Below are 18,639 nucleotides of genomic sequence, written 5' to 3' on the forward strand. Positions count from 1 at the left end.
AACGCCATGAGACACAGCATCAGACGCGGCCTGACCGCGGCCTCCGTCGCCACCGTCGCGGCACTCGCGCTCGCAGCCTGTTCCGGGTCGGGCGGCACCGACGACGGCGGAGGAGGCGGAGACGAGGACTTCGAGCCGCTCACCTCGATCAAGCTGCAGCTGCAGTGGCTGCCGCAGGCCCAGTTCGCCGGCTACTACGTGGCCCAGGAGCAGGGCTACTTCGAGGAGGAGGGCTTCGACGAGGTCGAGATCGTGCCGTCCGGCGGCGACATCGTGCCGCAGGACGCGCTCGTGGCCGGCGACGTCGACTTCGCCATCGCGTGGGTGCCCAAGGTGCTCGGCACGCTCGAGGCGACGGGCGTCGAGCTCACCGACATCGCGCAGGTCTTCCAGAAGTCCGGGACGCTGCAGGTGTCGTGGAAGGGCGACGGGATCGAGTCCGTCGCCGACTTCGAGGGCAAGCGCATCGGCTCGTGGGGCTTCGGCAACGAGTGGGAGATCTTCGCCGCGATGGCCGCCGAGGACCTCGACTCCACCTCCGTGTCGATCACGACCCAGGACTTCTCGATGAACGCCTTGCTCGACCGTGACGTCGACGCCGCCCAGGCGATGACGTACAACGAGTGGGCGCAGATCCTCGAGGTCGTGAACCCGGAGACCGGCGAGCTCTACCAGCCCGACGACTTCGACGTCATCTCGTACGAGGACACCGAGGGCGCCATGCTGCAGGACGCCATCTGGGCCGACACGCAGCGGCTCGAGGACGACCCGGCCTACGCCGATGCGGCGGTGCGGTTCCTCAAGGCCGTGACGAAGGGCTGGATCTTCGCCCGCGACAACCCCGAGGAGGCGGCCGAGATCGTCTACGACATCGCGTCGAACGCCGAGGCCGCGTTCCCCGTCGGGCCGGTGCACCAGCTGTGGCAGATGAACGAGGTCAACAAGCTCATCTGGACGGGCGCCGACTTCGGGCTCGTGGACGAGGCGGCCTGGGACAAGACGGTGGCCGGTGCGCTGTCGGCCAAGAACCAGGACGACCTCGAGCTCATCACGACCGAGCCCGCCGACTCGGCGTACTCGAACGAGTACATCGAGCAGGCGCTCGCCGAGCTCGAGGAGGAAGGCGTCGAGGTCGGGGGCGAGTACACGCCGATCGAGGTGACGCTCACCGAGGGCGGCCAGTAGCGGATGCCGCACCCGCGCGGCGACCGGACACTCCGGTCGCCGCGCGGGGCAAGGCAAGACGAAACGCCGTTGACCCGCCTTCCGCGAACAGGGAACGTGGACACATGACCGAAGATCTCGACGCCCTCGCGAAGGAGCTCGACCGCGAGCACGTGTTCCACTCCTGGTCCGCGCAGGCGGGCCTGGACCTGCCCGTCATCGCGGGCGGCAGGGGCACGGTGGTGTGGGACCACGCCGGCAATCGCATGCTGGACTTCTCGAGCCAGTTGGTCAACGTCAACATCGGGCATCAGCATCCCGCCGTCGTCGCGGCGATCCGCGAGCAGGCCGAGCGCCTGGCGACCATCGGGCCCGCCACGGCCAACCTCCACCGCGGTCAGGCCGCGCAGCGCATCCTCGACAAGGCCCCTGCCGGCTTCGCGAAGGTCTTCTTCACCAACGGCGGTGCGGACGCGATCGAGAACGCGATCCGCATGGCACGCCTGCACACCGGTCGCGACACCGTGCTCTCGACCTACCGCTCGTACCACGGCAACACCGGTGCGGCGATCGTCGCGACGGGCGACTGGCGACGGATGCCGAACCAGTACGCCCGCGGACACGTGCACTTCTTCGGCCCGTTCCTGTACCGCACCGAGTTCTGGGCGACCACGCCGGAGGAGGAGTGCGAGCGAGCCCTGCACCACCTCGAACGCGTGATCCAGTCGGAGGGGCCTTCCACGATCGCCGCCCTGCTGCTGGAGTCGGTGCCCGGCACCGCCGGCATCATGGTGCCGCCGCCCGGCTATCTGGCGGGGGTCCGCGCGCTGGCCGACGCCTACGGCATCGTGCTCATCCTCGACGAGGTGATGGCGGGGTTCGGGCGCACCGGCCGCTGGTTCGCCTTCGAGGGCCACGACGTCGTGCCCGATCTGATCACCTTCGCCAAGGGCGTGAACTCGGGCTACGTGCCGGTGGGCGGCGTGATCATCTCGCCCGAGATCGCGGCGACGTTCGACGACCGCGTCTTCCCCGGCGGCCTCACCTACTCGGGGCACCCGCTGGCCGCGGCCTCGATCGTCGCAGCGATCGACGCGATGGAGTCGGAGGGGATCGTCGAGAACGCCCGGCGCGTGGGCGAGGAGGCGATCGGCCCCGGTCTGCGCGCCCTGGCGTCGCGGCATCCGCTCATCGGCGAAGTGCGCGGCGAGGGCGTGTTCTGGGCGCTCGACCTCGTGACCGACCGCGACACCCGCGAGCCGGTCGGCGCCGAGGTCGTGGGGAAGCTGAAGAAGGAGCTGACGTCGCGAGGGCTGCTGCCCTTCGCGGCGGAGAACCGCATCCACGTCGTGCCGCCCTGCGTGGTCACCGACGAGGAGGTGCGGGAGGCGATGTCGATCTACGATGAAGCCCTGACGAGCGTCGAAGGCGACCTCTTCTGACGCGTGCATCGCGTCGCGGCCGACCGACCGGGTCGGCCTGCGGCGCTTCCGAAGGAGGAACACGACAATGACGGACATGATGGAGCGCACCGACCCGGTGGGCGCCGACACGGCGGTCCTCGAGCACTGGGTGAACGGCGGGCCGTGGGCGGGGGCATCCGACCGCACCGGCTCGGTGTACAACCCCGCGCTCGGCACGGTCCAGAAGCGGGTGCGGTTCGCCACCCGCGACGACGTCGGATCAGCGGTGGATGCCGCGTCCGCGGCGTGGGCGCAGTGGCGCGACGCCTCGATCGCCAAGCGCCAGGCGGTGATGTTCGCGTTCCGCGAGCTGCTGAACGCGCGCAAGGAGGAGCTCGCCGAGATCCTCACCTCCGAGCACGGCAAGGTGCTCGCCGATGCGCGCGGCGAGATCGCCCGCGGCATGGAGGTGGTCGAGTTCGCGTGCGGCGTGGGGCACCTCACCAAGGGCGCGTACTCCGAGAACGTCTCGACCGGCATCGACGTCTACACGCTGCGTCAGCCGCTGGGCGTCGTCGGCATCATCAGCCCCTTCAACTTCCCGGCGATGGTGCCGCTGTGGTTCTTCTCGATCGCCCTCGCGGCCGGCAACGCCGTCGTGCTGAAGCCGTCCGAGAAAGACCCGAGCGCCGCGAACTGGCTCGCGGGCCTGCTGACGGAGGCGGGGCTCCCCGACGGCGTCTTCAACGTCGTCCACGGCGACAAGGAGGCGGTGGACGCGCTGCTGGAGCACCCGGACGTGCGGGCGATCTCGTTCGTCGGCTCGACGCCGATCGCGAAGTACGTCTACGAGACGGCGACCTCGCACGGCAAGCGCGTGCAGGCCCTCGGCGGCGCGAAGAACCACATGCTGGTGCTGCCCGACGCCGATCTCGACCTGGCCGCGGACGCCGCCGTGAACGCCGGCTTCGGCTCGGCGGGTGAGCGCTGCATGGCGATCTCGGTGGTGCTCGCCGTCGACACGGTCGCCGACGAGTTCGTCGCCAAGGTCGCCGAGCGCATGTCCTCCCTGCGCACCGGAGACGGCACCCGCGGCTGCGACATGGGACCGCTCATCACCGGACAGCACCGCGACAAGGTGACGTCGTACATCGATGTCGCCGGCGCCGACGGCGCCTCGGTCGTGGTCGACGGTCGCGGCGTGGAGGTCGACGGAGACGCGAACGGCTTCTGGCTCGGCCCGACGCTGATCGACAACGTGCCGACGTCGTCGACGGTGTACACCGACGAGATCTTCGGCCCGGTGCTGTCGGTGGTGCGCGTCGAGGGCTACGAAGAGGGCCTCGATATCATCAACGCGAGCCGGTACGGCAACGGCACCGCCATCTTCACCAACGACGGCGGCGCCGCACGACGCTTCCAGCGCGAGGCGACGGTCGGCATGATCGGCATCAACGTGCCGATCCCGGTGCCGGTGGCGTATCACTCCTTCGGAGGCTGGAAGGCGTCGCTCTTCGGCGACGCGAAGGCGTACGGCCCGCACGGCTTCGAGTTCTTCACGGCCGAGAAGGCGATCACGTCACGCTGGCTCGACCCGTCGCACGGAGGGATCAACCTGGGCTTCCCGCAGCACGACTGACCCGCCTCGCCTCGCTCGCTCAGGGGCCCGGCGGAGCCGGTGCGAACACGGTCACCGCGCGAGGCACCGCGACGCACCGCAAGGTGAAGCCGCCCGCCTCCCGCTCCTCGAGTTCGCCGTCGTGCACGAAGACGGACGGATGCCCCGCCTCGGGGCGGACGCGGACGTCGAGCTCGCGCACGACGAGGCGCTCGACGTCCTCGTCGCGGGGGAACAGGCGCACGGCGCGCAGCACGGCCGCCGTGCGCTTGCCGAAGGCGAGCGAGGCGAGCGCGCGCACCTTCGACCCGCGCGCGTGGTGGATGCGGACATCGAGCACGCCGGCCTCGGTCTCCTGCCGCTGCATCGTGGCGACGCGATCGGGGTCGTTCCGCCCGACGCTGACGAACACCGACCACACGCGCGCGCGGCGTCCGCCCCGCACGATGGTGAGCGGCTCGGCTCGGCGCAGCGCGACCGCGGTCGCGACGACGCCGCCGATCCACTTGCCGAGGCTCGTTCGCCGCTCGCGCTCCCCGATGAGCTCGGGGTAGGCCCCGACCGAGACGACGTTGAGCACGGTGAGCGGCTCGTCGTCATCCGCCGTCGCATCCGCGACGCCGACCTCGGCCGTCGAGCCCGCCTCGTACGCGTCGATCGCGGCGTCGACGCTGTCGAGGCCCAGCGCGCGCACGAAGTGGTTGAACGTGCCGCCCGGCATGGCGAGGAGGGGCCGGTCGTACCGGCGGGCGAGGTGCGCCATGCGCGAGACCGACCCGTCGCCGCCGTAGACGCCGAGCACCGCGGGGGCGGGGTCGGCGGCCATCGCCTTCGCGACGACGTCTTCGAGGTCCTCGTCGTCGCCGAGCTCTCGGATCTGCGCCCCGGGCAGGCGCGCGGCGAAGATCGAGGCGGGGTCGGACCGGATGACCGCCGAGCCGGATGCCGCGTTCCGCACGATCAGCACTCCCCGGCCGCGATCGTCGGCGGGTGGGGGCGGGGCGGGGTCCATGCGCCGAGACTACCCACCGCTCGCCGGGAAAGGGTCAGGCGGGGAGGATCGGGCGGTTCTCGTAGAACGTCTGCAGCACGACGGTCGTGCGCGTGTTCACCGACGCGGCCGCGCGGATGTCGCGGATCAGCGATTCGAGGTGACGCGGGGTGGCCACGCGCACGAGGAGGATGTAGCTCGCGTCGCCGGCGATCGAGTGGCACGCCTCGATCTCGGTGAGGTGCTCGAGCAGCTCGGGCGCGTTGTCGGGCTGGCCGGGATCGAGCGGCGTGATCTCGACGAAGGCGGCGAGGGGCTTGCCGACCGCTTCGGCGTCGACGAGGGCCCGGTAGCCGGTGATGACGCCGCGGCTCTCGAGCCGCCGCAGTCGCGCCTGGACGGCCGACACCGACAGCCCGACCGAGGCGGACAGATCGGCGAGCGTCGCGCGCGCGTCGCGGGAGACCTCCCGCACGATGGCGGCGTCGGTCGCGTCATCCAGGCTCGGCATGCCTCGACTCTATCCCTGACAGGAAATTTTCCTGCTGAATCGTGTCGCTGGGGGAAGTTCTCTAGAATCGGGAGAGAAACCGCGCTCGAAGATCGGAGGTTCACCATGCCCGCTCCCACCCGCACCACGCAGGTCATCGTCGGCGAACCCGAGGTCGTCGAGGATGCGACCCGGTCATCGGCCGCCGAGCCCGTGGAGGCGTCGCCCGCCTGGTTGCGCCTGAAGGCGGCGGCGACCGCGATCCAGGGCCTGCAGATCAAGGACGGCTCGATTCCGGATGCCGCGGCCCACGACCGGGCGCGCGCTCTGGTCGCCGAGATCATCGCCGGCATCCGAGCGCTCGCCCCGGCGTTCCCGCACGACGCGGAGTACCTCGCGGCCTCGGTGCGCGACTTCCAGCGGTGGGCCGACGAGGGCTTCGGCATCCCGGACTTCCTCGACTCGCTCATGGCGTTCCACCCGCAGCGGCACCGGGTCGACGGCATCCGTCACCTGGTCGTCTTCCCCATGTACACGCAGAACGGATCGTCCGATCGTCACGTCGAGGCGGTGCTCGTCGAGGTGATCTGGCCCGAGTTCATCGCCCAGCTGGAGGCCGGCGACTACGGCAACAAGCTCTTCGTGTCGCTGCGGTTCCTGGACTTCACCCCGGGCTACGACACGAACAGCGCCGTGCTCTTCCCCGAGACCGTCGCGATGCGCGAGATCCCGGCGTTCACGTGGGGCGCGATCTTCCAGGACCGCGAGGCCGCCCGCTACCGCCGGGTGGTGCGCGCGGCCGCCGAGATCACGAAGCTGGAGCTCCCCGCCGACGCCGCCCGCATGCTCGACGACCAGGCGCTCACCGAGAAGACGTTCGTGATGTGGGACATCATCCACGACCGCACCCACATGCGCGGCGATCTCCCGTTCGATCCGTTCATGATCAAGCAGCGGATGCCGTACTTCCTGTACTCGCTTGAGGAGCTGCGGTGCGACCTCACCGCGTTCCGCGAGTGCGTCGCGATCCAGCGGCGGCTGGCCGATCGACAGGCTCAGGGGGCGGAGCTCAGCGAGGCCGAGGCCGAGTTGCTCGAGCACGCCAAGCTGGTGCAGTACGCGGTGATCTTCGACCGGATCTTCCGGTTCTCCATCACCGGCACGCGGGTGCGCAACTACGACGGGCTCGGCGGCCAGCTGCTGTTCGCGTGGCTGCACCAGCGCGACGTGCTGCACTGGACCGACACGGCCCTCGCCTTCGACTGGGAGGACGTGCCCGCCGCGGTCGTCGCGCTCGGCGACGCGATCGACGAGCTCTACTGGCGCTCGATCGACCGCCCGAAGACCGCGCACTGGCTCGCCGCGTACGACCTCGTCCGCGGCACCCTGACGCCGAACCCGGCGTCGCAGTGGGCACGCGGACTGCCCGACGAGATCCTCGCCGGCCCGCCGAAGGGCTACACCGACGCGGTCATGGACGACGAGTTCCCGCTGTCGATGTTCTTCGAGGCGCTCGAGCGGAAGATGAAGCCCGTCATCGAGTCGACCGCCGGCATCACCGGCCGCGACTCCTGAAGCGTCGTTCGGCCCATCGTTCTCGCCGAGATCGCACGTTCTCGTCGAGATCGCACGTCGTGGGCGCCGACGACGTGGTCATTCGACGAGATCGCACGATCTCGGCGATGGAGGGCGGAGTGGAGAGCGGAGTGGAGAGCGGGCGTGGAAGGGTAGGGGTATGAGCGTCTCAGGCAGACTCGTGGTCGTCTCGGGGGCCACCAGCGCGTCCGGTCTCGCCGCCACCCGCGAACTCGTCGCGGCGGGCGCGCGCGTCATCGCGGTGGGGCGGAGCTCCGAGAAGCTGGAGGAGCTCACCTCCTCCCTCGGCGCCGGGCCGGGCGTCGCCGACGTCGACCCGGCCGGCAGCGTCCGCACCGAGGTGTGCGACCTGACCGATGAGGCCGACGTCGCCGCACTCGCGGAGCGGATCCACGCGGCCGACGGAGCCGTCGACGGGGTGCTGCACCTCGTGGGCGGCTGGCGCGGCGGCGGCGGTCTGGCGGGGCAGACCGACGACGACTACCGCTTCCTCGAGCGCTCGCTGACCGCGCTGCGCCACGTCAGCCGGGCATTCGACGCCGACCTGCGGAGGTCGTCGTCCGCGCGCACCGCGATCGTCTCCTCCACCGCCGTGGAGCGCCCGCTCGCCGGCGGCGCCAACTACGCCGCGGTCAAGGCGGCGAGCGAGGCGTGGGCGCGCGCCGTCGCGCAGGGCTTCGCGAAGGCCGCGAAGGACTCCGGGCGGCCGCTGGCCGCGGCATCCGTCATCTTCCGCACCAAGAGCCTCTCGGGACTCGAGGATGCCCTGGCGCAGCGCTTCGCCGACCTGTGGATGACCGACGCCTCCGAGACCAACGACACGATCGTCGACCTCACCGACCCCTCGCTGTGACTCCGCCGCGCCCGCCGTCGCCGCGGGAGAATGGATACCCGTGACCACCATCCACGACCCCAACCTGCGCGGATTCGCGTCCGACAACTACTCCGGCATCCACCCGGAGGTGCTCGCGGCCATCGCCGCCGCCAACGACGGGCACCAGGTCTCGTACGGCGAGGACGTCTACACCGAGCGCCTGCAGGAGGTCATGGCCCGGCACTTCGGCGACGGCGTCGAGGCGTACCCGGTGTTCAACGGGACCGGCGCCAACGTCGTCGGGCTGCAGTCGATGCTGCCCCGCTGGGGCGCCGTGATCACGGCCGGGACCGCGCACATCAACGTGGACGAGGGCGGTGCGCCCGAGCGCGTGGCCGGCATCAAGCTGCTCACCGTCGCGACCGACGACGGCAAGCTCACGCCCGAGCTCATCGACCGCGAGGCGTGGGGCTGGGGCGACGAGCACCGCGCGCAGCCACTCGTCGTCTCGATCACGCAGTCGACCGAGCTCGGCACCCTCTACTCCGTCGACGAGATCGCCACGATCGCCGCGCACGCGCACGGCCTCGGGATGCACGTGCACATGGACGGCTCGCGGATCTCGAACGCCGCCGCGTCGCTCGGCGTGCCGTTCCGGGAGTTCACGCGCGACGCGGGCGTCGACGTGCTGAGCTTCGGCGGCACCAAGAACGGCGCCATGCTCGGGGAGGCCGTCGTCGTGCTCAACCCCGAGGCCTCGCAGGGCCTGAAGTTCCTCCGCAAGCTCGACATGCAGCTCGCCTCGAAGATGCGGTTCGTCTCGGCGCAGCTGCTCGCCCTGCTCGAGGGGGATCTGTGGCTGCGCAACGCCTCCCACTCGAACGCGATGGCGCAGCGCCTGCGCGCCGGCATCGAGCGCGGCCTCGCCGACGGGTCGATCCGGGGGGTCGCGTTCACCCAGCCGACGCAGGCCAACGGCGTCTTCGCGACCCTGCCGGCCGGCGTCGCCGACCGTCTGCGCGCGTCGTTCCGGTTCTACGACTGGGATGCCGCGAAGAACGAGGTGCGCTGGATGTGCAGCTTCGACACGTCCGAGAACGACATCGACGCGTTCCTCGCCGCGATCGCGCGGGAGACTTCGGCGTCGTAGCCGGACCGCGCGGCTCCCGGACCGCGGGGCGCGCGGTCCGGGACCCGGGGGCTCAGCCCTCGTGCTGCTCGACCTCGGCCTCGTGCTGCTCGGCCTCGGCCTCGTGCGACTCTGCTTCGGCTTCGTGCGGCTCGCCGCCCCCAGCCATGTCCTCCTGCGACTCGCCGCTCTCGGCCGGGTCGTCCTGCGACTCACCGTCCACGGCCGCGTCCTCGCCCGGCTCCGGCACGACCGCCGCGTCCTCGGCGGAATGGCCGGGGGCGGCATCCGTCGTCTCCTCGTCCGGCTGATCTGCAGAGGTGACGGATGCCGGCGCGAGGGCGGTCTCGGGCCGGATGAGCTCCTTCACCTCGGCCATGAAGCTCATGAGCTGGTGCTGCTGCCAGCGCAGGGTGCGCGTGCGGTCCTCGGCGTCACGGAGCACGGACTGGGAGTGCGAGGTGACCAGGGCGATGATGCGCTCGGCCTTCACGTGCGCCTGCTCGAGGTGCTCTCGGGCGCGCAGCTGCGCGTCGGCCTCGATCTGCTGCGACTGCGCGCGCATCAGACGCTCGAAGTCCTCCGCCTTCGCCGAGACCCGCTGCGCGTGCTCCAGCGACGCCGTGACCTGCTCGTTGGCATCCTGCGTGATGCGCTCGGCATGGGCGACCGCCTGGTTGTGGAGCACGAGGAACTCCTGGTGCGCATCGTCCTGGCGACGGGTGAGGGATGCCTCGAACTCCAGCGCCCGCAGGCGCAGCTCGCGCACCGCCTCCTCGGCCTCGGACCGGTCGCGCGCCGTCTCGCGGGCGACCGTGGAGCGCAGCATGGCCGCGCCCTTCTCGGCCTCCGAGCGGATGGCGGCGGCCTCGCGCTCGGCCTGCGAGATCTTCTCGGCGGCGTGCGCGGACTCGCGCTCGATGCGGGCCTCGTGCGCGGTCAGCTCGGTGTCGATCTTCAGCCGGATCTGCTGCGCCTCGTGCTGGGCCTGCGAGACGATGCCGTCGGCCTCGGCCTGCGCGGCCGTGCGCCGGTTGGCGATCTCTTCGCGCGCCGCCTCGAGCAGGCGGTCGCCCTGGATGGAGGCGTTGCGGATGAGGAGACTCGCCTGGTCCTCCGCGACGCGCAGCACCTCCTCGAACTGCTGGCGGTTCGGCGACTCGCCCGTGGCGCCGACAAGCTCGTCGCTGAGCGCCTGGACCCGCTGCTCGGCGTCGGCCAGCCGGGCATTGGCGAGTTCGAGCTCGGCCTGCAGGCGCTGCAGGGCGTCGCCCTCCTCCTCCCGGGCGGCGGATGCCTCGGCCTCGGCGCGCTCGCGCTCGGTGCGGCGGTTCTCGTCCGCTGCCGCGAGCTCGGCCTGCAGCCGGTCGATCTGCTCCTGTCGCGCGGCGAGCTCGGCGTCGACCTCGGCGCGGTGGGCGGCGATGGCGGCGTCGATGTCGGCCTGACGCCGCTCGTTCGCGACCTGCAGCTCCGCCTCGAGACGCTCGGCCTTCGCCCGGCTCTGCGCGACCGCGGCGCCCGCCCGCCGCTGGTGCTGCTTCAGCTGCGCGACCTCGTCGGCCGCAGCGCGCACGCGCGCGTCGAGGCCGGCGATCGCGGCATCCACCTCTTCCTTGTCGTAGCCGCGGAAGGTCGTGGTGAAGCCCGATCCGAACGTCGTCGACGTCTCGCCGATGATCGTGTCGAAGGGGCTGGGGTCTTCCGGACCAGTGGTGCCGGGGTTGACGGCGTGCTCGGACATCGAGTGACTCTGCTTTCTAGGGGCGAGGGGAATCACTGTGTCGGCGACCGCATACAGCGGCGGCGGTGCGTTCCGCCGGTCGCACGGCGAACGGGTCGCCGGGCGCGGCCGACGGAGGCCGCATCGCCCTCGACGACACCGGGGGGTGAGTGTCGCAGGGGTGACTGCGCTCAGGGTGACTGAACCCTACCGCGCCTCGCCGTGTGCGCGAAACGCGCGGCGCTCACCGCCCCGCGAGCCACTCCCGGTACGCGTCGAACGACGACGCGCGCCCGAGGAACGCCTCGACGAGCTCGCGTGCGTCGCGGGATCCTCCGCGCTCGAGCACCTCGGTACGGTAGCGGCGCGCCGCCTCGGGATCCATCAGTCCCTCGCCGAAGCCGCTGAGCAGGTCGCGGGCGATCACGAGGCTCCACTGGTACGTGTAGTAGCAGGCGCCGTAGCCGGTGAGGTGGCCGAAGCCGGCATAGGAGTGCTGGCCGGGCAGCGGCTGGACCGGGCTCGTCGCGGCGTAGATCCGCTCGGTCTCGGCCTGCAGGTCGGAGGGACGGTCGACGTGCAGGCGGTACGACACGTTCGCGTGCCCCAGCTGGCGCCGCACTTCGAGTGCGCGACCGAACCCGTCGGCCGTGCGCATGCGGGCCACGAGATCGGCCGGGATCGGGCGGCCGTCCGCGTCGCCGCTGAAGGAGGCCAGCACGTCGGCGTCCCACGCCCATTCCTCCAGCAGCTGGCTGGGCGCCTCGACGAAGTCCCACTCGGTGGCCACGCCGCTGAAACGGGCGAACCGCTGGTGGCCGCCGAGGATGTCGTGCACGAGGTGCCCGAACTCGTGGAAGAACGTCACGACCTCGTCGTGCTCGAGCAGTCCGCGCGAGAAGTTGCACAGGAGCGCGGCCTCGGGGAGCACCCGACCCGCCACGCCCGGAGCGAGCGGGAAGCAGGCCGCATGGCTGAACTTGCCCTCGCGGGGGTGCAGGTCGAGGTGGATACGGCCAAGGCGGACTCCTCCGCGCACCACGTCGAAGGACTGCACGTCGTCGTGCCACGCCGGAGCGTCGACCGGCAGGTACTCGACGTCGAGGAGGCGGCCGGTGACGTCGAGGACGCCCGACACGACTCGCTCGAACGGGAAGTACGACCGGACGAGCTGGGCGTCGACGTCGTATTGCTCGCGCTTGATCGCTCCCACCAGGTACCAGTAGTCGGCGATCGTGACGGCGTCCACGTCGGGCACATCGCGGCGCAGCCGCTCGAGGAGCAGCGGGTACTCGGCGTCGGCGGCCGGCTTCGACGCGTCGTCCAAGCGCGAGAGGAAGACCGGGATCTCGGCACCCGCCCCGATCATCCGCGTCTCGGTCTCGTAGTCCGCCCAGTCGGGGTAGCCCAGCAGGCTCGCGCGCTGCGCGCGCACCGCGAGCAGCTCCGCCAGGACGGGGTCGTTCTCTGGCCAGGCGAGGTCGTTGTAGGCGCCCACCAGCGCCAGGCGCGTCGCACGGTCGGAGGCGTAGTCGCGCACCGGCATGAGGTCGGGGTAGTCGGTGCTCAGCGTGACGAAGCCGCGCTCGTCGGCGGGGTGCGCGTCGACGAAGTCCTGCGGCAGTCCTGCCAGGCCCGCGACGGGCACCTGGACCTCGCGCCGGCCGTCGCGGATGTTGCGCGAGAACGTCAGCGACAGCTCGGTGTCGCGGTCCGCCAGCTCGCGCGCCCGCTCCCGCTCGTCGTCGGCGAGCTCCACGCCCCCGCGACGGAAGTCGCGGAGCAGGTGCGAGAGCAGCCGCGCCTGGTCGGCGTCGAGGCCGTCCGTCGGGGCATCCGCGAACACGCTCCACAGCTCGCGGTCGAGCAGGCGCGCGGCCGACAGCGACTCGACGGCCTGCACCTGCCCCTCGGCCAGCTCGCGCACCTCCGCGTCGGGGTGCGCCTCGCTCAGGAGGTACGCCTCGCTGAGCGCCTCGGCGAGCGCGAGCTCGGTGTCGTTCCACAGCTCGAGCCGGTCGGCCGTAGACAGGGCCGGCTCGCCCTTGAGCCGCTCGTCGAGCTCCCGTACGCGGGCGATGCGCTGAGCCGGGCGCTCCGAGACGAAGTCGGCCCATCCGGCGGCGTCGACGGGGAACGGCAGCGGTTGGAGGGTCATCCTGCGAGCCTAGGGGGCGAGGCGGACGCTCCGCGAGAGCCGGCTGGATGACGCGGATGCCTCAGCGCAGCGCGCCCACGCTGGCCAGCGCGAGCCGCACGAGCGTGCCCCTGCCGCCCTCCATCTCGGCCGACAGCGCGTCGGAGGACGCCTCCTCCGGCGTCAGCCACGTCACCTCGAGGGCGTCCTGCCGCGGCTCGCACGTCCCGGTGACGGGAACGACGAACGCGAGCGAGACGGCGTGCTGACGGTCGTCGTGGAACGCGCTGACCCCCGGGAGCGGGAAGTACTCCGCGACCGTGAACGGTACCGGCTGCGGCGGCAGGAGGGGAAACGCCATCGGCCCGAGGTCGTTCTCGAGGTGGCGGAAGAGCGCGTCGCGCACCGTCTCGCCGTACCGCACGCGGCCCGACACGATCGTGCGGGTGATCTCCCCCACCGGGGTCGCCCGCAGCAGGATTCCGACGGCGGTCACCTGCCCCATGCCGTCGGTGCGCACCGGCACGCCCTCGACGTAGAGCATCGGCAGGCGGCGGCGGGCCTCCTCGAGCTCGATGTCGCTCAGCCAGGCGGGGTTCGAGACGTTCCCCGCGGGCGGGCCGAACGGTTCGTCGCCCGCAGGTTCGGGGTCGGGGGTGCGTACGGACATGACTCCTGTATACCCCGGGTGCGCCGCCGGCGCCCGAGGTCCACCGGACGTGTCGACGTCAGGTGGGAGGATGGGGGCATGCCGGAAGCGCTGGTCCTCGACGCCGACGCCGTGCTGTGGTCGGCCGATCGCAACGACCTCGCCGGGCGCCATCTGCTGCTGCTCCTCCACGGCTACGGCGCCGACGAGCACGATCTCTATCCCCTGCGCGCGTACCTGCCCGAGCCGTTCGCCGTGGCGAGCCTCGCCGCGCCGCTGTCACCGCCGTGGCCGGCTCCCGGCCGCTCCTGGTATCCGATCGACGGCCTGGACGGTCGGGATCCCTCGCACGTCACCCGCGCCGCCGAGGCCGTCCTCGCCTGGGTCGACGCGCACGTGCCGGGCGCGGCATCCGTGGGTCTTCTCGGCTTCTCGCAGGGCGCCGCGGTGTCCCTGCAGGCCATGCGCCTCGACCCGCATCGCTTCGCCTTCGCGGTGAACCTGTCGGGCTACGTCACCCCCGGCGAGCTGCCCGGCGACGCCGAGCTCGCCGAGCGCCGCCCGCCGGTCTTCTGGGGCCGCGGCACGAACGACGACGTCATCCCCGGCTTCCTCGTCGAGCACACGACGCAGTGGCTTCCCGAACGCGCGGAGCTGAGCGGACGCGTCTACCCCGGCCTCACCCACAGCGTGTCGGAGCAGGAGCTCGCCGACGTGCGCGTCTTCCTCGACAAGCAGCTCGAGGCCCTCGACGCCGCGGACTGAGCGCACGGCGGTCACTGGTCATGCCCGGCATGGTCCGCTATGGTGTCTCACGGCCTTTGTCCCCTCGGTGAGGAACTCCCTTGAAGCTGATCGACGCGACCGCGCTGTAATCGCGCTGCTCCGTCGACCTTCGACGCGTCAGCGCTTGAATCCTTCGCGCTGGCCGTCGATCCGCCGCTTCTCTCCTGCGGTGCTGCGCCCTTCGATGGGCCGGCCCGCCTGGGCGACCTCCGCGGTGTCGGTGTGTCAGTGCCTGACCGACCTGGAGGCCTCATGCCCGCTCACACCCTCACCCCTGCCATCATCCTCGACCGGGTCTCGCTCTCGTGGCCCGACGGCACCACCGCCCTCTCCGACGTCTCGGGGTCGTTGGGTGCCGGTCGCACCGGCCTCGTCGGCCGGAACGGCTCCGGCAAGTCCACGCTCCTGCGCCTGGTGGCCGGAGAGCTGGCGCCGACCGCCGGCCATATCACCCGGACGGCGGATGCCGCGTACCTGCCGCAGCGCCTCACGCTCGACGTCGACCGTCCGGTCGCCGACCTGCTCGGCGTCGGTGCGCCCCTGCGCGCGCTGCGCGCGATCGAGTCCGGCGACGCCGATCCGCGCCACTTCGACGCGGTCGGCTCCGACTGGGACATCGAGGCGCGCGCGCACGCCGCCCTGGCCGAGGCCGGGCTCGCCCCCGGCATGCTCGACCGCAGCGTCGGGCAGCTGTCGGGCGGCGAGGCGGTGCTCACCGCGATCGCCGGCATCCGTCTGCGCGGGGCCGCCATCGCGCTGCTGGACGAGCCGACGAACAACCTCGACCGCGACGCCCGGGCACGCCTGTACGACATGGTGCGCTCGTGGCGGGGCGCGCTCGTCGTCGTCAGCCACGACATCGCGCTGCTGGAGCTGGTCGACGACACCGCTGAGCTGTACGACAACGAGCTCTCGGTGTTCGGCGGCCCGTACTCGCAGTGGCGGGCGTGGCTGGATGCCGAACAGGGCGCCGCCCGCGACGCCGAGCGCGCCGCGCGGCAGGCCGTCAAGCGCGAGAAGCGCCAGCGGATCGAGGCCGAGACGACCATCGCCCGCCGTGCGGCGATGGGCCGCAAGGCCCAGCTCGAGAAGCGCGTGCCGCCGATCGTGGCCGGCAACCTCAAGCGGGCCGCTCAGGTCTCGGCCGGCAAGCTCCGGGGCGAGAAGGCCGACCGCGAGGCGTCCGCCCGCGAGACGCTCGATGCCGCGGAGCGCCGCGTGCGCGACGACGACATCGTGAGGATCGACCTTCCCGATCCCGGCGTGCCCGCGGGCCGCCGGATCGCGACCCTCGGTGACGGCGAGCGCTCGTGGACCATCCAGGGCCCGGAACGGGTCGCCCTGATCGGCCCGAACGGCGCCGGCAAGACCACCCTGCTGGAGCGGCTGGTCGGCTCCGGTGTCGAACCGGCGGGCGGATCTGCACCGCGCGTGTTTCCTGGACCGGATGAAGGTCCGTCGATCCCGCTGCTTGCACGGGCCGAGCTGCACACCGACCGCGTCGGCTACCTGCCGCAGCGGGTCGACGGTCTCGACGACGGCGCCTCGGTGCTCGAGAACGTCGCGCCCTCCGCGCCGAAGGTGACGATGGTCGAGCTGCGCAACCGGCTCGCGCGGTTCCTCATCCGGGGTGCGGCGGTGGAGCGGCCGGTGGGGACCCTGTCGGGAGGTGAGCGGTTCCGGGTGGCGCTCGCGCGGCTGATGCTCGCCGACCCGCCGCCGCAGCTGCTTGTCTTCGACGAGCCGACGAACAACCTCGACCTCGACACGGTCGACCAGCTCGTCGCCGCCCTCGCCGCCTATCGCGGCGCGGTGCTCGTCGTCAGCCACGACGACGTGTTCCTCGAGCGCATCGGCGTCGACCTCGTGCTGGAGCTCGACCGCGACGGCACGCTCACCGAGCGCTGACGCAGGGTCGCGGCATCCGTCCTCAAGGAAGGCGACGGATGCCGCGGCCGGCCCCCTCTCGGTTCGGGGGCCACCCCCAGTGCGCGCGGGCGTCCCTGCGCGCAGGATGGGGTCATGAACTCACTCGTCAGACCTCAGAACGGCCGCTGGATCGCCGGCGTCTGCCTCGCCGTCGCGAACCGCTTCGGCTGGAATGTCACGCTGATCCGGATCCTCACCGTGGTCGCGATGATCTTCTTCGGCCTCCCGCTGTGGATCTACATCCTGCTGTGGATCCTCGTGCCCTCCGAGCGCTGACGCACGGCACATCTGGCGCGCACGGGCGGGCCGGGCGATGATGAACGCATGCATCGGCTGGTGCGTCCCGTTCGGGGACGGATGATCGCGGGGGTGTGCCAGGGCATCGCCGACCGTTTCTCGTGCAGCGTCGTGCCGGTGCGGGTGCTGTGGGTCGCCTCGACCGTGTTCTTCGGCGTGTCGATCCTGATGTACCTGCTGCTGTGGATCCTCCTGCCCGACGAGCGCTGATGCCGGCGGTCAGGGCGCGACGAAAGTCTCCGCGATGAGCGCGGCGAGCTCATGCGGCGACCACCCGCTGTCTGGGGCGATCTCGACGTTCATCCCGTTGACGCCGTCGGTCGCCTCGTACACCTCTCCGCCCAGATAGCCCCCCTGCGTGGAAGAGAACGCCTGCACGCCGGGCACCCCGAGATCCACAGGCTGTCCAAGCCCTGCCCAGGGCAGGTCCCACGCGACCCCGGACTCGAAGACCGCGAGCGCGAGCTGCCGCCCCTCGGTCGAGAACCCGCACCACGTGCGATGGCTCGCGATGTCCGCCAGGATGGTCGCGGGGCTCGGAGGATCGTGGTAGCCGGCCTCCTCTGCCGTCACGACCGCGCCCAGGTGCGAGCCGAGCTGTGTCGCGAGGTCCGCGCAGTCCGCCGCCGGCCACCAACGCGCGCTGTCGCGCTGCCATCCGAGTCCGGCCTCCGCCGTGCGGGAGGCGATGCCCATCCCGACCTCGGCACCGATCCGATCGGCCTCCTCCCGACCGCGGTCGGCGAGGTCGCTCGAGTAGCCCATCACCGAGAAGTCGGCGGATTCCCATTGCCATGAGCAGTTCCAGTCACAGGGGCCGAAGTACGCGTCGGACACCTCAGCGGGCAGCTCCGCGCCGCCGAGGCCGACTTTCGGGAGGATCGTGACGTTGCCGCTGACGCCGCCACCCTGCCACTCGCACACCAGTCCGCCGACATTGTCGATCGAGCGCGTCCACGTCTGATCGCGGCGGGTGACCTCGATTCCATCGATCCCGGTGGCGGCGATCAGCCCCGCAGCCGGCAGGGCGACCGCGCAGTCGCCGCCGAACACCGCAGGAGGTGCCTGTCCGCCTGCGACGATCTGGATGGTCAAGGCCGGCGTCGGGGCCGCTTCGCCCGATGGAACCGGATCCGGTGTCGCGGTCGCGCCGGGCTGCGTCGTCGGCGCACAGGCGGTGAGGACGCCAAGCACTGCCAGCGCAGCGAAGGCGAGGGGAAGGGGACGTCGCACGGTATCTCCATCGAGCAGGTGCCGCGACTCTATCGGCGGCGGGGCACGGCCGCCGAGCACCTTTCACAACGGTTGACTAACGGTCGACCGCTCGCGCGAAGCCTGCCCTCATCAGGGACTCTTGGGCGGTTTCGTACGGCCCGGCGCGCTGCCGCTGTTGCCGGGGGCATCCTCGACGGGCTCGTCGGCCGCGGGCGGATCGGTCGCCACGGGCGACGGCGCGGGCGCCACCACGGGCTCGATCGCCCCCTCCTCGGGTGCGGGCTCCTCGGCCTCGGGGGTCGCGACCACCTCCGGCTGCGGAGCGGGCGTGGACGGCGTGCTGCTCGGCGTCGGCCGGGGTGTGACCCGCACGTCCGAGGCGGGGGCCGGCTCGGGCAGCAGGGGCGGCCGGTCGCCGGAGGCGGCGAAGATCGAGGTCACCACGACCACGAGCGACAGGGCGAGGGCCCCGCAGAGGGCGCCGAGCCCGAAGGTGCGCACCCGGCGCGAGGCCGGCCATGAGCGGACGGCGAGGGCGGGGTTCGTGCGGCGGGTGAGCGGCGTCGGCGATTCCGACCTGCTCGACGGCGTCGACTCCATGGAGGATCCTCGGGCGGTGCGGGCGTGCGGGGGGACACGTACCCACCCGAGCTTACGCGAGGCCCGGTCATCCGTCCCCGCCTGGCCCGATGTCGGAG

General features: G+C 71.7%; 17 protein-coding genes. 10 read left to right on the top strand and 7 right to left on the bottom strand.

The window, feature by feature from the left end:
• Nucleotides 1–6 precede the first annotated feature (6 nt).
• The 3 genes from ACZBH1_RS04065 (at nt 7) to ACZBH1_RS04075 (ending at nt 4,206) form a co-directional block, all read left to right on the top strand.
• A complete protein-coding gene (locus ACZBH1_RS04065) occupies nt 7–1,185 on the top strand; it encodes an ABC transporter substrate-binding protein (protein WP_378880164.1) in 1,179 nt (392 codons plus the stop codon).
• Between the two features lie 104 nt (nt 1,186–1,289).
• The gene (locus ACZBH1_RS04070) at nt 1,290–2,606 is read left to right on the top strand and encodes an aspartate aminotransferase family protein (protein ID WP_463645584.1); all 1,317 of its coding nucleotides are present in this window, start codon (nt 1,290–1,292) and stop codon (nt 2,604–2,606) included.
• A gap of 67 nt (nt 2,607–2,673) precedes the next feature.
• Entirely contained in the window at nt 2,674–4,206 is a 1,533-nt protein-coding gene (locus ACZBH1_RS04075) for a CoA-acylating methylmalonate-semialdehyde dehydrogenase (protein WP_378880161.1), read from the top strand.
• Nucleotides 4,207–4,225: 19 nt separating this feature from the next.
• On the opposite strand, the gene ACZBH1_RS04080 is transcribed toward ACZBH1_RS04075, so the two are convergent.
• Complete coding sequence (locus tag ACZBH1_RS04080) at nt 4,226–5,197, bottom strand: diacylglycerol/lipid kinase family protein (RefSeq protein WP_463645585.1); 972 nt, start codon at nt 5,195–5,197, stop codon at nt 4,226–4,228.
• A gap of 34 nt (nt 5,198–5,231) precedes the next feature.
• Nucleotides 5,232–5,678 carry an Lrp/AsnC family transcriptional regulator gene (locus tag ACZBH1_RS04085; protein WP_452324200.1) on the bottom strand — a complete coding sequence of 149 codons (447 nt, stop codon included), beginning with the start codon at nt 5,676–5,678 and terminating at the stop codon, nt 5,232–5,234.
• 114 nt (nt 5,679–5,792) lie between these two features.
• On the opposite strand from ACZBH1_RS04085, the gene ACZBH1_RS04090 reads away from it, so the two are divergent.
• The 3 genes from ACZBH1_RS04090 to ACZBH1_RS04100 all read left to right on the top strand — a co-directional run bounded on the left by ACZBH1_RS04090 (nt 5,793) and on the right by ACZBH1_RS04100 (nt 9,226).
• Nucleotides 5,793–7,241 carry a DUF6421 family protein gene (locus tag ACZBH1_RS04090; RefSeq protein ID WP_463645586.1) on the top strand — a complete coding sequence of 483 codons (1,449 nt, stop codon included), beginning with the start codon at nt 5,793–5,795 and terminating at the stop codon, nt 7,239–7,241.
• A 160-nt stretch (nt 7,242–7,401) separates the two neighbouring features.
• Nucleotides 7,402–8,115 (top strand): SDR family NAD(P)-dependent oxidoreductase, encoded by a 714-nt coding sequence (locus ACZBH1_RS04095; protein ID WP_463645587.1) that lies wholly within the window; start codon nt 7,402–7,404, stop codon nt 8,113–8,115.
• A 40-nt stretch (nt 8,116–8,155) separates the two neighbouring features.
• Nucleotides 8,156–9,226: a threonine aldolase family protein gene (locus tag ACZBH1_RS04100; protein WP_463645588.1), complete on the top strand. Its 1,071-nt coding sequence runs from the start codon at nt 8,156–8,158 to the stop codon at nt 9,224–9,226.
• Between the two features lie 52 nt (nt 9,227–9,278).
• Here the strand turns inward: ACZBH1_RS04100 and ACZBH1_RS04105 are convergent, their stop codons facing one another.
• The 3 genes from ACZBH1_RS04105 to ACZBH1_RS04115 form a co-directional block, all read right to left on the bottom strand.
• Nucleotides 9,279–10,949 (bottom strand): coiled-coil domain-containing protein, encoded by a 1,671-nt coding sequence (locus ACZBH1_RS04105; RefSeq protein ID WP_463645589.1) that lies wholly within the window; start codon nt 10,947–10,949, stop codon nt 9,279–9,281.
• 223 nt (nt 10,950–11,172) lie between these two features.
• The gene (locus ACZBH1_RS04110; RefSeq protein ID WP_463645590.1) at nt 11,173–13,086 is read right to left on the bottom strand and encodes a M3 family metallopeptidase; all 1,914 of its coding nucleotides are present in this window, start codon (nt 13,084–13,086) and stop codon (nt 11,173–11,175) included.
• A 61-nt stretch (nt 13,087–13,147) separates the two neighbouring features.
• Nucleotides 13,148–13,735 carry an NUDIX hydrolase family protein gene (locus ACZBH1_RS04115; protein ID WP_336393597.1) on the bottom strand — a complete coding sequence of 196 codons (588 nt, stop codon included), beginning with the start codon at nt 13,733–13,735 and terminating at the stop codon, nt 13,148–13,150.
• A 78-nt stretch (nt 13,736–13,813) separates the two neighbouring features.
• Between ACZBH1_RS04115 and ACZBH1_RS04120 the strand changes: the two genes are divergently transcribed.
• From ACZBH1_RS04120 to ACZBH1_RS04135, 4 genes are all read left to right on the top strand, one after another.
• Complete coding sequence (locus ACZBH1_RS04120) at nt 13,814–14,479, top strand: alpha/beta hydrolase (RefSeq protein ID WP_336393598.1); 666 nt, start codon at nt 13,814–13,816, stop codon at nt 14,477–14,479.
• A 273-nt stretch (nt 14,480–14,752) separates the two neighbouring features.
• Nucleotides 14,753–16,408: an ABC-F family ATP-binding cassette domain-containing protein gene (locus ACZBH1_RS04125; RefSeq protein WP_463645591.1), complete on the top strand. Its 1,656-nt coding sequence runs from the start codon at nt 14,753–14,755 to the stop codon at nt 16,406–16,408.
• Between the two features lie 114 nt (nt 16,409–16,522).
• Nucleotides 16,523–16,705 (top strand): PspC domain-containing protein, encoded by a 183-nt coding sequence (locus ACZBH1_RS04130; RefSeq protein WP_463645592.1) that lies wholly within the window; start codon nt 16,523–16,525, stop codon nt 16,703–16,705.
• Nucleotides 16,706–16,753: 48 nt separating this feature from the next.
• Nucleotides 16,754–16,936, top strand: coding sequence for a PspC domain-containing protein (locus ACZBH1_RS04135; protein WP_336393601.1), 183 nt, complete (start codon nt 16,754–16,756; stop codon nt 16,934–16,936).
• 9 nt (nt 16,937–16,945) lie between these two features.
• Here ACZBH1_RS04135 and ACZBH1_RS04140 read toward each other — a convergent pair whose 3' ends face one another.
• Both ACZBH1_RS04140 and ACZBH1_RS04145 read right to left on the bottom strand, forming a co-directional pair.
• Complete coding sequence (locus ACZBH1_RS04140; protein ID WP_378880137.1) at nt 16,946–17,821, bottom strand: hypothetical protein; 876 nt, start codon at nt 17,819–17,821, stop codon at nt 16,946–16,948.
• Nucleotides 17,822–18,070: 249 nt separating this feature from the next.
• On the bottom strand, nt 18,071–18,541 hold the full coding sequence (locus ACZBH1_RS04145; RefSeq protein WP_463645593.1) for a hypothetical protein: 471 nt from the start codon (nt 18,539–18,541) through the stop codon (nt 18,071–18,073).
• Nucleotides 18,542–18,639 lie beyond the last annotated feature (98 nt).

The organism is Microbacterium sp. ZXT2-5 (assembly GCF_055329545.1).

Coding starts and splice junctions, on each gene's coding strand:
- ACZBH1_RS04065 (WP_378880164.1), top strand. CDS start 7: ATGAGACACAGCATCAGACGCGGCCTGACCGCGGCCTCCGTCGCCACC.
- ACZBH1_RS04070 (WP_463645584.1), top strand. CDS start 1,290: ATGACCGAAGATCTCGACGCCCTCGCGAAGGAGCTCGACCGCGAGCAC.
- ACZBH1_RS04075 (WP_378880161.1), top strand. CDS start 2,674: ATGACGGACATGATGGAGCGCACCGACCCGGTGGGCGCCGACACGGCG.
- ACZBH1_RS04080 (WP_463645585.1), bottom strand. CDS start 5,197: ATGGACCCCGCCCCGCCCCCACCCGCCGACGATCGCGGCCGGGGAGTG.
- ACZBH1_RS04090 (WP_463645586.1), top strand. CDS start 5,793: ATGCCCGCTCCCACCCGCACCACGCAGGTCATCGTCGGCGAACCCGAG.
- ACZBH1_RS04095 (WP_463645587.1), top strand. CDS start 7,402: ATGAGCGTCTCAGGCAGACTCGTGGTCGTCTCGGGGGCCACCAGCGCG.
- ACZBH1_RS04105 (WP_463645589.1), bottom strand. CDS start 10,949: ATGTCCGAGCACGCCGTCAACCCCGGCACCACTGGTCCGGAAGACCCC.
- ACZBH1_RS04110 (WP_463645590.1), bottom strand. CDS start 13,086: ATGACCCTCCAACCGCTGCCGTTCCCCGTCGACGCCGCCGGATGGGCC.
- ACZBH1_RS04115 (WP_336393597.1), bottom strand. CDS start 13,735: ATGTCCGTACGCACCCCCGACCCCGAACCTGCGGGCGACGAACCGTTC.
- ACZBH1_RS04120 (WP_336393598.1), top strand. CDS start 13,814: ATGCCGGAAGCGCTGGTCCTCGACGCCGACGCCGTGCTGTGGTCGGCC.
- ACZBH1_RS04125 (WP_463645591.1), top strand. CDS start 14,753: ATGCCCGCTCACACCCTCACCCCTGCCATCATCCTCGACCGGGTCTCG.
- ACZBH1_RS04130 (WP_463645592.1), top strand. CDS start 16,523: ATGAACTCACTCGTCAGACCTCAGAACGGCCGCTGGATCGCCGGCGTC.
- ACZBH1_RS04135 (WP_336393601.1), top strand. CDS start 16,754: ATGCATCGGCTGGTGCGTCCCGTTCGGGGACGGATGATCGCGGGGGTG.
- ACZBH1_RS04145 (WP_463645593.1), bottom strand. CDS start 18,541: ATGGAGTCGACGCCGTCGAGCAGGTCGGAATCGCCGACGCCGCTCACC.